The 13,477-nt window shown below is 64.7% G+C and carries 7 protein-coding genes; 3 read left to right on the forward strand and 4 right to left on the reverse strand.

Annotation, left to right across the window (positions count from 1 at the left end; genetic code table 11):
- Nucleotides 1-127: 127 nt before the first annotated feature.
- The 3 genes from AB0O71_RS13605 (at nucleotide 128) to mobF (ending at nucleotide 5,580) form a co-directional block, all read left to right on the forward strand.
- A complete protein-coding gene (locus tag AB0O71_RS13605; protein WP_363746179.1) occupies nucleotides 128-508 on the forward strand; it encodes a hypothetical protein in 381 nt (126 codons plus the stop codon).
- 8 nt (nucleotides 509-516) lie between these two features.
- Nucleotides 517-1,149, forward strand: coding sequence for a hypothetical protein (locus AB0O71_RS13610; RefSeq protein WP_010155291.1), 633 nt, complete (start codon nucleotides 517-519; stop codon nucleotides 1,147-1,149).
- A 501-nt stretch (nucleotides 1,150-1,650) separates the two neighbouring features.
- Nucleotides 1,651-5,580 carry a MobF family relaxase gene (gene mobF / locus AB0O71_RS13615; protein ID WP_010155290.1) on the forward strand — a complete coding sequence of 1,310 codons (3,930 nt, stop codon included), beginning with the start codon at nucleotides 1,651-1,653 and terminating at the stop codon, nucleotides 5,578-5,580.
- Nucleotides 5,581-5,583: 3 nt separating this feature from the next.
- Here mobF and AB0O71_RS13620 read toward each other — a convergent pair whose 3' ends face one another.
- The 4 genes from AB0O71_RS13620 to AB0O71_RS13635 form a co-directional block, all read right to left on the reverse strand.
- On the reverse strand, nucleotides 5,584-6,921 hold the full coding sequence (locus AB0O71_RS13620; protein WP_363746183.1) for a Fic family protein: 1,338 nt from the start codon (nucleotides 6,919-6,921) through the stop codon (nucleotides 5,584-5,586).
- 100 nt (nucleotides 6,922-7,021) lie between these two features.
- Nucleotides 7,022-7,804 (reverse strand): isochorismatase family cysteine hydrolase, encoded by a 783-nt coding sequence (locus AB0O71_RS13625; RefSeq protein ID WP_010155288.1) that lies wholly within the window; start codon nucleotides 7,802-7,804, stop codon nucleotides 7,022-7,024.
- 156 nt (nucleotides 7,805-7,960) lie between these two features.
- Complete coding sequence (locus tag AB0O71_RS13630; protein ID WP_143025976.1) at nucleotides 7,961-12,874, reverse strand: DEAD/DEAH box helicase family protein; 4,914 nt, start codon at nucleotides 12,872-12,874, stop codon at nucleotides 7,961-7,963.
- On the reverse strand, nucleotides 12,814-13,431 hold the full coding sequence (locus AB0O71_RS13635; RefSeq protein ID WP_010155286.1) for a hypothetical protein: 618 nt from the start codon (nucleotides 13,429-13,431) through the stop codon (nucleotides 12,814-12,816). The genes AB0O71_RS13630 and AB0O71_RS13635 overlap by 61 nt, the downstream gene beginning before the upstream one ends.
- Between the last annotated feature and the right edge of the window lie 46 nt (nucleotides 13,432-13,477).

Raw genomic sequence — 13,477 nt, forward strand, 5'->3', positions numbered from 1 at the left:
CGGACTTTCACCCATACACGACTGGCATTCGAGGGAAACCGCGTCCCGCGTTCCGTGACACGAACTGCGCAGCCCCGCACATCTTCACCTTGAACGTCCACATCAGAACCCATCCCGGAGGCCCCTCTTGCCCTTCCCAACCACCGTGATTCAGATCGAAGCCCACCCCGTCGAGTGCCATCGAGTGCTGTTCAACGACTACGACGAACTCACCGGCCGACGCATCACGAGCACGCAGTACGCGTCGCGGGCTGACGCCCTTGAAGCCTGGTCTTGGCGAGGGATCACCGAAAGCGACATCATCGTCACCGATGCACGTATCGACGCAATTCGATCCCTCCTAAACCGCCTCGACGCTGCGTCCGCGGATTCAGGTTCCGAGGGAGTCACGTTCGCGCTAGCCAGCCATGATCACGACCGCGCTCGGAGCCAGCTCGACAGCGCAAGCATCGAGCTCTCCCACTCAGAAGCCTGGTTGCCCTGCCCCTCTACCGATCCGTCTGCATAGGAGAACCCATGATCCGTTCCCGACTCAAGAAGCTGCAGCACTCACTCGCCTGGCTCAAGAACGTCGCCGGCCTCGACGACGACTACGTGAGAAAGTGGTCGCCCGCGGAATGGGAGGCGTGGCAGGCAGCGATGCTCGCAGACCCGTCCGGCGACAACCCAAGCGTCCCCGAGTGGATGAACCCGATCATCCGTCACACCTGGCACAACGACTTCTCGTTCCCGTTCCCACAGGTCGCCCAACTCACCTCAGCGCACCCCTGGTTCTACGAAGCCACGAAGCGTGCCGACTTCTCCCTCAGAATCACGGAGCCTCTCGAAAGCGACGCACCCGTGCTGTCGCAGGTTGAGGGCGCCTACAACGAAGCCATGTTGCGGGGATGGACACCGCTCCTGTCGCTCCTGATCGAACCGACCCAGCAACCCAAGATCGTCGTCGGCGCAATCGAGTCGTTCTACATCGTCGCCCCTGCATTCGACTCAGCCGACGTCAGCGACCTCATGCAGCACTTCGACCTTCCGTCACCCAGCACCCGGCTCGCCGGCCCCGTGCAAGACGTCGATGCGCTCCTAGAGCGAGCACACCAGCCCGTGCCTGACGGCCACCACGTCGCATGGGGATCGGAGTGGATGTATGTGTGATCTAACCGCGGTGACCCCATGAGAAAGACGCAAGCCCAACGCGATTTCGAGAAACGCATCCGGCAGTCACGAGGGCTCGCCCACCCGGCTGCTCCTCGACCAGAAGGCACCGGTTGGGAGACCCGGTGTGAGCGGTCAGGATGCGAGCGCACGTTCCTGACCCCCACCAAGCAACGGCGGTACTGCAGCAACACCTGCCAGAACCTTGCCGAGAAAGCACGCGCGCGACGCGTCGACGTCCTCACCAGCATTCTGCTGTACTCGTGCGCCGCCCCGCACTGCTCCAACGTCTTCCTCCCGGATCGACGCAATCCACGCCACATGTATTGCTCCACGACGTGCCGCAAGCGCGGTTACCGGGCAGCGAGCGATCTCTCCCCGGTCCACTGCGCGTTCTGCATGACGCCCTTCCCTCACGGGAAGAGCCGGCGCCGACGCTACTGCGACGCCACATGCCGCAAACGCGCCCAACGAGCCGCCCGAAGAAACGAGAACTGAACCATGATGACCGTCACCCTCATTGGTGCGTCGCGAGACGCCTGGGGCTACCTCATGAACACCGTCGCCGACGAGCACACCATCGACCGCGCCGAAGGCAAAGCCGCGTACTACATGTCGAACGGCACCCCACCCGGCGCGTGGGCCGGAAGCGGAGCCACCGCACTCGGCCTCGACGTCGGCACGGCAGTTGAAGAACGCGAACTCGTCGCACTTTTCGGGGATGGCGTGCACCCCACCACCGGGCAACAGCTCGGCCGCAAATACAACACCGTCCTCCCGCTCGAGAAACGCATCGAGCGGAAGATCCAGGCGGCAGCCGCCGACCCGAAGAACCGTGACCTCAGCGAGCCCGAATTCGAAGCGCTCGCAGACCAGATCCGGCGAGAGGTCACCGAGAAGCCCGAGAGACAGTCCGTGGCCGGGTTCGAGTTCGTGTTCTCCCCACCCAAGAGCGTGAGCTCGTGGTGGGCGCTTGCAGATCCCGCACTGAAAGACGAGATCCGGCAAGCCCACCACGCCGCGATTCAAGCAACGATCGAGAAACTCGAAACCGACATCATTCGCACCCGCACCGGGGCAGACGGTGTCGCGCAGGCGCACGTGCGCGGGATCTCCGCCGCACTGTTCGATCACTGGGACTCCCGTGAGGGAGACCCGCAGCTCCACACGCACATGCTCGTCTCCAACCGGGTCCAAGGAGAAGACGGCCGCTGGCGCACGATCGACTCCCGCTGGTCCCTGATGCCAGCCGTGGCCACGGCCGGCGCGTACTACGACGGCGTCCTCATGGACGAACTCTCCTCCCGTTTCGGCATCGAGTGGACCGTCGAAGACGTCCTGCAGCGCCCCGAGCAGTACCGGGAATGGTTGGTCGAATCGCAGCGACCCGATACGCCGGCAGCACGGCAGCAGTTCTCGATCGACGCCGGCACCAATCCCGGATCGGTGAAGTGGCAAATCGACGGGGTGCCGAAAACTCTCGTGGAGGAATACTCGACACGATCACATGCGATCCGAAAAGAGAAGGATCGACTGGTGGCAAAGTACGTCAAGGAGCACTGCAAACAGCCCAGCGACCGAGCCGTCATCAAGATGCGCCAATATGCGACGTTCGCCACCCGTGCGGCGAAGAAAGCACGATCGCTTCGAGAGCTCACCCAGAACTGGCGGGAGCGAGCCAAGTCGCACATCGGGGACTCGTTCCTGTTCGCAGATCGACTGTTGGATACAGCGGCGCCGCGCAAGGCGGACCTCCCACTGTGGTCATTCCGGCACGACGACGTCGACGACGACGCTGCCCGAGACGCCGCCGAATTCGTGCTGCACACCCTCGCTAGCGCACGGTCGACGTGGGGGAGACGCAACGCCGAGACCGCGGCACTGCGTGCGATCGCCGGGTGGCGTTTTCGCTCTCCCGAAGACCGCGACCAGGCCGTGCACCGAGTCGTTGATCTCGTCCTCTCCCAAGCCATCCCGCTCACACCCAAGAACCACCTGCACACCCCGTATCGGTTCCGAACCGCGGACGGGCAGGACATGTTCCATCCCGAAGCGCGGGACCTCTTCACGACTCGCGAAGTGTGGGATGCAGAAGGTCGCCTCCTCGAAGCCGGCCGATCCCTGCAAGGCCCACGCATCGAGCAAGCGATCGTCGATACCCACATCTCCCTGCCGACAGGGACTGAAAGGCGCGTTCTTTCCAGTGACCAGGCGGCCGCCGTGGAGAACATTGTCACCAGCGGCCGCCAGGTCGACGTCCTCGTCGGGCCCGCAGGTGCCGGCAAGACCACGAGCCTTGAAAAGCTCCGCGAGCTCTGGGAACTCACGCACGGCGCCGGCACTGTGCGCGGTCTCGCCCCGACCGCCCGCGCGGCCGAAGTGCTCGCAGAATCACTCGGCATCCAGACCGAGAACACCGCGAAATGGCTCCACGAAACCGCACGCGGCACCGACACCAAAGACGGCATCGACTACCGACTCCAGCCAGGCGAACTCATCATCGTTGACGAAGCCTCCATCGGGGGCACGCTCGCACTCGACGCGATCCGCGCACAGGTCCAAGCGGCCGGCGCGAAGCTGCTGCTCGTGGGGGACTGGGCGCAGCTCGCCGCAGTCGATGCCGGCGGCGCGTTCGGGCTCCTCGCCTCCGACCGGCAGGACGTCGCCGAGCTCGTGAACCTCCACCGCTTCACCGCCGACTGGGAAGCGGACGCCTCCAAACTCCTCCGGCTCGGGAAAACCGCCGGCCTCGACGCCTACATCGAACACGACCGCGTCTTCGCGGGCCTCGATGAAACGATCATCGACCAGGCCGTCGACGCCTGGCGAACGGACGAGGCGACACTGGACGATTCCGGCGACCGGCTCGTGTCGCTCCTGATCGCCCCCACGAACGAGATGGTGGAGCGCCTCAACACCATCGCACGCACCTGGCGCATCGAACAAGGCGACGTCGACGCGACGCAGGAAACGGTGATCGCCTCTGGTGTCGCATCCCCGGGCGATCGGATCGTGACGCGTCAGAACGCGAGAACCCTCCGCACCGATCACGACCGGTGGGTGAAAAACAACGACGAATGGGTCGTCGCCGGCATCAACCCGGACACGGGCGACATCGTCGCCGTCGCCGGCGACGAGTACGTCACCCTGCCCGCCGACTACTGCCGGGATCACGTGCAGCTCGCATACGCGACCACCGCGCACCGCTCCCAGGGCCGCACCGTCGACACCGCCCACACCATCGTCGATTCCAGCGCCTCCCGGGAGACGTTCTACGTCGCGATGACGCGCGGGAAGCGCTCGAACAAGGCGTATGTCGTCGTCGACGAGAACGGCGACATGGGCGACCCCGGCGCGCTCGGAATGACGCGCACCTGGCGGGAAACCCTCGAACACGTCGTCACGAAACAGGGCGGCGACATCGCCGCCCACGACACGCTCCGAGAAGAAGCCGAACGCATCGGCTCGATCCGGCAACTCGCGGCCGAGTACCAGACCCTCACCGCCGACCAGCTCGAACGCGAATACCTCCCCGGGCTCGCGAACCTGCACCTGGTCGACCCGGAATCGCCAGACTCCCCGTATCTCGGGCCGGTACTTGTGAACCTCCGACGCCTGGAAACGCGCGGCCACGACGTGCCCGGCACGATCACGGAACTGCTCGCAACCCGGGACCTCGACGGCGCACGCGACGTGCTCGCAGTGCTGCACTACCGCCTCAACACGCACCTGGAAGATCTGCGCGAACACGACGCCTACGCCCGATTCGCGCCTCTGCTGGCCCCCTTCGGCATCGACTCAGAAGAGACCCGTTCGAACCTCCGTCTCGGGCGGATGCTCACCGCGTTGGAGGGCGCGGCCGACACCACCCTCGAAGACGCGGTGCGCGGGGCGCTCGAGCGCATGGACCGGGGGAGTACTCGAGATGTCTCCGCACGGCTCGCTCACCTGCTGCGCTCCGAGTACCGCATCGACCCCGACGCGCTCGACGCACCAGATCATCTCCGCAGCGTGAACACGGTGCACCATATCGCCGGCCTCATCGAACCGGCTCCGGACTTTGGAGATCCCGACTTTGGAAAGGCTCTGAGGGATCGTGAGCTCGCGATGCAGCTCCGGGCAGAACTCGTCGTCGACCGCGCGATCGCGGACAAGGAGCCGTGGCTCGAAGCGCTCGGAGAGCAGCTCCCTGGCGCCGAATCAGAATGGCGCAGGCGCGCCGTCACTGTCGCATGCTTCCGTGACCTGTACGGCGTCGCCACCGACGAACCGCTCGGCCGCGAGCACGCCCACGCGCGCAATCGGGAACGCGATCGCCAGATCGCCGCAGCGGCACTCAGAGTCGCCCCTGCACCTCGAACTGAGGGAAGCTACGTGCCCGCACAGCAAGGCCCGGACGTGCTGCCGAGTGCGCCTGTCCTGGGCTACTGAGCGCTAGTAGCCCAGGCCCGACGGGGACTGCGGGTTTCCGTAGTCCCCGCTTCGGCTCTGGGTGTGAAACACCGGGTCGCCTGGTGGCCACCGCAGTGTGGACTCTGGCAGTGCCAGCCGTGAAGCGGTCGCCTCGTCCGCGGTGTCCCAGCCGCCTGCTTTGTTGCTGCGCTCGGCCAGCGTCACCAGGTGAAAGTGCTCGTCGGAGACGAATGCGGCTCTCACTCCGCGGTGGTTCTTGCTGACGCTCAGCACCCCGGCGTCTGCAAGTTCCGTCAGCGCGCGCTCCGCGGCGGGCCGGGACACCCCGTATCGCTCAGCCGTCGCGGCAACTGTGAGTACGGGCTGGGATGCAAGATCTCGCCGTACTCGTTCCACTGTCGCATCGGCGCGCGGCGCTGCGGGGATACCCTGCCGGGAACGCCACGCATGATGGCGCTCCCGGAGTAGCTCGTCCAACTCGTCTGCCCGCTCCTTCAGCAGCACGACGTTTCCCGCAGCGCGCACGGCCGACTGGCAGAACTCCTGCACCCAGAGGTCCACGTTCGGTGGTTCTTCACGGAACGCCGTGAGCCCCGCAATGTAGTGATCCTTCGCTGTCGAGAAGACCGTGCTGATCGGGAGCACGGCGCAATCGGTGATGCCGTCCCGCTTCAGGACCGCGTGGATGAGCGCACGTCCGGTACGCCCGTTCCCGTCGATGAACGGGTGGATCGTCTCAAACTGAGCATGAGCGATCGCGGCCTTCAGCAGTGGAGGATGTTCGCTCTGATTCACATACGCGAGCAGATCTTCCAACAGTGGCACCACTTCGGACTCGGGCGGCGGCACGAACGATGCGGTGATCGGGGAGTAGCCCCCACCGATCCAATTCTGTTGCGTGCGGAAGCCACGCTCAAGATCCGGCGTGATCGTCTGCTGTAGCTGCACCAGATCTTCAAGCTCGATGTCCCATTTTTCTGCGACGACGTCAATCGCGTATTCCATCGCGCGAAGATTCTGCAGGACCGCGACGGCGTTCTCTTTCCCACGGCCGAGCACGTCTGCAAGGGCGAGCTTCTTCGCGGAGATGACATGACCCTCGATGAGGGAGGATGCGATGCTCTCAGATCGCAGCAGCAGGTGATTGAGGTACAGCTCGGACTCACCGATGATGCCGTCCGCACGCGACACCGTGCTCTGCGCGTCGGCGACAACCGAGAACGTGCTCGCACTGATCGGCGGCCCCTGTGCCTCCAGGACGCCGGGTACGAACGCGAGGTACGTGCCGCCGGTCTGTTCTCGCCGGGACAGGCCGAACGTTGAGGACGGCGCCCATTGGCGCTCGACGTATTCGCCCATTGTGACCCCTTAAAGTTGCCCGCTGCACCGGTTAATGCAACTTTACGCGCTTAACGTTTCATCGAACGCGTGTTGATGCAACTTTACGAAAGCAGGCAGGTCACCTGCCGTGCCGGCCAGACAGCCAGCCGCGCTTCTTCTTCGTCAGCTTCGCCGCGACCTGGTCGAGGCGGGGGAGGATCTCTTCAGTGCTCTCAGAATTCGCGTACAGCTTCCGGATGCTCTGTAGCGCGTTCTGATGCCGCTCGGGACTCATCGCCCCCATCGCGTCATCAACCAAGCTGACCCGGTAGCCAAGATCCGTGAGATCTCGCACCGAAGCGCTTACGCACTGGTCCGTGTAGAAACCCGTCACGATGACGTTCTGCACACCGAGATTTCGGAGCACCTGGTCGATGTGCGTTCCCACGTGGATGCCGGAGCAAGTTTTCGTCAGAACGATCTCCCCGTCGAGCGGCGCAGCTTCTGGAAGGAACTGGGAATCGTAGGAGCCGGGGGCGTACAACATGCCGGCAGCTTTGTGCAGCATCCCGGCGTCGGCTGAGTCCGGCAGGTACGACTGAATGCCCACATGGATGGGGCGAATGCCGACCTCGCGGCACTTCGCGAGCACCTGGCTGATGTTCCGGAGCGCGACCTGCAGGTCCGCGTTGATCGCGGCCAGCACCGGTTCGGCGCTCTCGTCGTACACCCCGGCGTGCTTGAGTGAGGCGCGGATCGAGCGGGTCGAGAGGTGCTGCTGAATGTCGACGAGCACGAGGGCGGTATCGGCGGGATGCAGCGGCAACGGTTCGGCGTACCCGGCTGCACCGAGCGTGCCGTAGTAGTTCTCGACGAGCGCGTTGACCTCTTCGGCCGTGGCCCGTGGCTCGGAACTACTCATGACGGACGATCCTCTCGACAACGGGTGCAACGACAACAGCTATGTTCCCAGCCTTTGCCCCATCAGCGTGGACGTCCACGCGCGTGACCGCACGCGAAAGCGGCGACCTCGCATCATCGAAATGACGCAAGGTCGCCGCTTTTGGCCCTCCGGCAGCTACATCGTGTGCCCGCTACTCACTGTTCGCTCCACGGTGTGTTGCGGTGGGGCAGGCGCGTTGTCTTTGGGTCCCGCGGCTTCCCGTTCGAGCTCAGTGATGATCGCAGCGAGCCGCATCTGCTTCTGATCCAGCTCGTCCTTTCTGGGCCACTTCTCCGCACTCATCACCTCCAGCTCCCGAACCTCGCCCCGGGCCGACACCAGAACGTCCTCGTGCTGGCAGATCTCATCGGGGACCATCCGAGCGTGAGACTCGAACCCCTGAGAGACCATGCTGACCTCGCCGTCCATCGCACGCGACCACAGCATCTTGTACTGCAGCGCGTGGATCGTACGTCCCGCGTGGAACTCCACGATAGGATCGTTGCTCGCCTTCGGATTCCATCGGAGCCGTGCTTCCCAGTCGAGGCCGCCAACGGACACGGTGAACTTCAACGGTGCCGGGTAGCCGGCGTTGTTCGTCCCGAAGTACGGCACTGCCGCTCGAGCGCGCTCGAGCGTGGTGCGAAACGCTGCCCCAAACTCCTTCCGGTCCCGGTACATGGGTGACTCCGCCCAGCTCGACGGCTTCACCCGCCCCGAGAACGCATCCCCGCGCGTCTCAACCACCTTCGGCGCCAGAGCCCGTAGCACCTGGAGATCGTGCTCGAACACGCCGACCTGCTGCTCCAGCATTTTCTGTCGAACCTCGATCGCGCCGATCTTGCGTTGGTGGCCACGCTGCTGCCGGGCGAGCTTCTGCGTCTCGTTTCGGAGGTTCGCGACCTCCAAAATGCGCATGTCTCCCGCGGTGATCGCCTGCATCTCCGCGAACTGCAACGCCATCTCGGTCGAGTTATCGACCTCGCGCACGTCGAGCCTGCCGGTGAGCACCTGCTCGATAAAGGCAGCCTTCCGGGCGAGCGTGCCCCACATGTACGAATCGAACGACCCCTCCGTCGCATACCGGAGCAGATGGACCTCTGGGTTCTGGTTGCCCTGACGAATCTCCCTCCCCTCACGCTGGGTAACGTCCGCCGGCCGCCACGGGGCATCGACGTGATGCAGCGCGATCGCGCGCGCTTGCACGTTCGTGCCGACGCCCATCTTCTCGGTCGACCCGACCAGTACCTGCACGCGGCCGTCGCGGGCCTGCTGGAACAGCTCGGCCTTCGCCTGGTCGTTGCTCGCCTCATGAATGAAGCGCACCTGAGACGCAGGCACACCTCGCGCGACTAGCTGGTCCCGCAACTCGTTGTACGCATCCCACCGCCCGTCAGCGGCCGGGGTCCCCAGATCAGCAAACACGATCTGCAGGGCGCCGGGAGTGGAGGAGATCTCGCCCCATTCGTCGAGGTACTCGCGATCCTTGTTCTCGTCCCAGATCCTAAATACCTGCTCCGCTACGACGTCGAGCTTCGTGCGCTCGTCATCTTCTGGCCCAGGCTCATCCATCAGACGCGCATCCATCGCGAGCGCCCGACCGTTCGCAGTGATCTTCAGCATGTTGTCCTCGGTTGGTTCGACCGCACCGTTGCGCACGGCTTCGCCGCGCACGATCAGATCAGCCATGCCGGCCTCCTGCGCGCGGGTGGCCGGAACCACGATCATCTCCGGCGCCCGTTTTCCGTCGCAGTTGATGACGAGCTCGGGGACTGGCAGTGCCAGGTCCGCCTGCGTTTTCACATCGCCCGGTACATGCCACATCCGCAGCAGCTCCGGCACGTTGCGGAACTTCGTCGTGCGCGTCTTCACCTGGAACCCGCCACCATCGGGTTTCGCTTCGACGGCCGTGACCTGCTCGGTGAACTGCCTGGCCCAGTCGTCCGCAGTGTAGACCTGTGCTTCGCGCAGCAAGTCTGGCCGCATGTACCGCATCATCACGTACATCTCGATCATCGAATTCGGCAGCGGCGTCGCCGTCGCAAGCGTCGCCACCCGCGACTGCCCGAGATGCTCCCGGTAGTACCAGAGCTTCATATCGAGATCCGTCGCACGCTTGGAACCGGCCGGCTTCGACAGATCCGCGACCTTCGAGATGACGGTGAGATTCTTGAACTTGTGCGCCTCATCGATGCACAGATAATCGATGCCCGTTTCCTCCCACGACACTCCCTCGTCATGGCCAATATCGAGCATCCGCTTCAGAAGCTGCTCCTGATCTGCGAGAGCCTTCTCCAGCCCCTTCACGGATTTCTCCGACAATTGCGAGTTCAGTTTCGCCTCGTGGATCTCCTGCATCTCGTGCAGGCGCTGCGCGGCGTACGCCTCTTGCGCCTTGCCCAACCCAATCCGTTCGAATGCGGAGTGCGTGAGAATCACCGCGTCCCAGTCACCCGTCCGGGCTCGCGCGACGAACAGCTTCCTCCCGTTCTTCGTGCCCGACGACTGAATATCCTCGCTGCCGGCAGCGAGCACTTTCGCCCGCGGGTAGATCTGCTTGTACTCGCGCGTGAACTGCTCCAGCATCTGATTCGGGACGATGATCGCGGGCTTGTTCACCATGCCGAGCCGCTTGAGCTCCTTCACGCCGAGCACCATCTCAGCGGTCTTTCCAGCTCCCACCTCATGGAAGAGGCCCGTCGCCGGTTCAGCGAGCATGCGTGCCACCGCCGCGTGCTGGTGCGGGCGCGGCTCGAACGTCGCTGCCTTCCCCGGGAACGTCAGCTCGACACCGTCATAGGAGCGCAGCACGATCCCGTTGTAGAGATCGTTGTAGCGCTCCTGCAGGCGCTCCACACGCTCACCGTCCTGCCAGAGCCAGTCCTGGAACGACTCGTGAAGCTCCCCAGCACGCTCCTGCAACGTTTCCGTGGCGACCTGGTCCACGAACATCGGCCCATCTTTATCGGGCCGGTACGTCACCTCGAGTGACTTGCCGTTGAGGACTCGCTTGAACACATCCGTCGCGGTGAGGTTCACATGATCACCGGACACCCCCCACCGGCTCTCCGCCGTGGCCGCGGGCTTTCCCACGAGCGCATATTTCCACTCGCCGTCGATCCTCTCGATCGCTTTGACTTCCTTCTTCAGCTCGTGCTCCAGGAACATCGACACGTCGTCGACGGGCACCCAGCCGGCCCCGAACTTCACGTCAATCTCCGCAGGCCCCACTTCCTCGGGAATGACCTGCTCCAACGCGTCGAGATGCCGTTGGAACATCGCATCGGCGGCCGCGAGCTCGCGCATCTCCTTGCGCTTCTGCCGCACGTTCCCGGACAGGAACTCACCGGCTGGGATATACGTCTCCAGATCGTCGGGGTTGAGGAACACCAGATCGCCCAGACGTTCCGGCACGGACGCCTCGTCGACGTCGAGCAGCTCCGAAACGAGCGGCACGTCGACGTGCCCGATCCGGTCGAGGGAGACGCGGATCGCGTCTTCGGGGGAGTCGACGCGGTGCACCTCGGTCACCGCACCGACCACGCGTTCCGTGAACACCGTCGCCTTGCGCGCTTCCCCGGTGTCCTCGTTGTATCGCTCGAGCGCGACGACCGTCGCGAAGTGCGGATCTTGCCGCAGCGCCCGAACCGCAGCCGGATATCGGCGGATGATGCTCGGGTCTTTCCCGACCCGTTCTTTCACCGTCACCGACACCCGGTTCACTGGCCCGTATTTCTCCACATACCGGTCATAGACGCCGTTCAGCGCAGCACGATGTCGACCGATCTCCGGAGTGTCTTCCCTGGTCGACGCCTCTGCCTCCAGCACCCTCACCGCGGCGTCCCGCAGACGCACGAGGTGCTGGAGCTCCGCCACCGCATTCTTCGGTACGGTCACCGGTTCGGGCCCGTCGAGGCCCACCTGCGTGAGAAGCCCCGTTTCCTCGTCGAAGCCGATATGCCCGATCACCTGATCGGGATCTTGCACGATCCGAGCGACAGGCCGATCCGCCACGACCTTGCCGGTCGCCTCCCACGCCTGACCGTTCGCGATCGCGTCATCCACGATGCGGTCGAGCGACCGTCGCAGGGCTGGAGCCACGGCCGCAGCGGACACGTCGGCCGCGGTCACTGTGAGCTCCGGCCCGAACTGACCGAGCCGGGTGCCGAGCTCGCCCAGCACCATCTCGGGGTGATCCTCGAAGTAGGAGTTGATCGCCGCGGCCCCGGCTGCCCCGTCGACGTCGACCGCGCGCAACCATGCAGGCTCACTCTCGGGCGCTTCGCCCAGGTGGCGCCGGAACACGAGCACGTCGATCGTCGCGTCAGTGCCGGCGATCTCGCCGTGCGCTCCGCGCGGCATACGGACCGCGCCGAGCAGCTCCCCGTACTTCGCGATCTCGCGGCGCGCTCGCTCCGTCTTCCCATCCATCGTCCACCGTGACGACATCACCATGACAATGCCGCCCGGCTTGGTCTGCCGCAGCGACTTCACGATGAAGTGATTGTGGAGGCTGAGTTTCGCCTCGTTGTACGCCGGATCGTAGAGCTTCGTCTGCCCGAACGGCACGTTCCCGATCGTCAGATCGTAGCCGTCGTGATCGAGGAACGTGTCACCGAACGACTCGTTTCGCACTGTCGCTCCCGGGTGCAACAGCCGCGCAACCCCGGCCGTCGTCGGGTCGAGCTCCACACCGGTCACCTGCTGGCCCGGGCGCGCTTGGCCGATGAAGTTGCCGGTGCCGCATCCGGGCTCCAGCACCTGCGCGTCGGCAGACACTCCGAGCCGGTCTGCCGCGTCCCACATCGCTCTGACATAGTCGGGGTGCGTGTAGTGCGCGTTCAGGACTGTACGCCGCGCGGCACCCCACTCCGTGTCGCCCCACATCTCCTGCAGCGCTTCACGATCGGCGGCGTACTTGTTCGAGTTCGGGTCGAACAGTTCCGGCGTCGCACCCCACCCGGGGAAGCGGCGCAACTCATCGAGCTCTACGTTGTTGGGTTCGCGGCCTTCTCGAAGAAGTCGCTGGAGAGTGCGGACCGCAGACACTCCGCCGCCCACCCGGGAGACTGCTCCGGCTCCTGCTCCAGGAACCGGCACACGTTCAGCAGAATCACCGCCTGCGTCAACGTCAACGACGGCCCCTCGTAGCCGTGGCTCGTCGCCGTCTCCAACGCCCAGAGCGCCAGCTTCACGTGCAGCTCGTGAAGGCTCCACATCTTCTGATCCAGGGACTCCCAGAACGTCGACGTCGGGCTCTCCAACAGGTGCTCCCTGCTCGACGAATCCTCCCCGTACTCCTCCGTCTGCTCCTGGTCGAACGCCTCCTGCAGCTCCCGATACTCCGGAACCTCCGCCGCGCTGCGAATCACGATCTGCCGTGCGAAGAGGAACCGCATCACTATCGCCGCGTTCGGCCGACTCGTCAGATCCTCCACGCCCACCGCGAGATGATCCAGCCACGTCAGAGACGCCTCGTACTCGTCCCGTTGCGAGATCTCCCTCAGCACTGCCAGATCGTTGTTGACCTGACCAACCCGCCGCAAATAGTCCGTCGTCTCCGGCCACGACTGCTGCAGTTTCGCGAGGCTCTCCTGATCGTGCATATGCTGTTCCTTCCGTCGCTGCTGCTGTCTCAAATTCGCCCCACAG

Source organism: Leucobacter sp. NPDC077196 (genome assembly GCF_040687075.1).
Classification (GTDB): domain Bacteria; phylum Actinomycetota; class Actinomycetes; order Actinomycetales; family Microbacteriaceae; genus Leucobacter.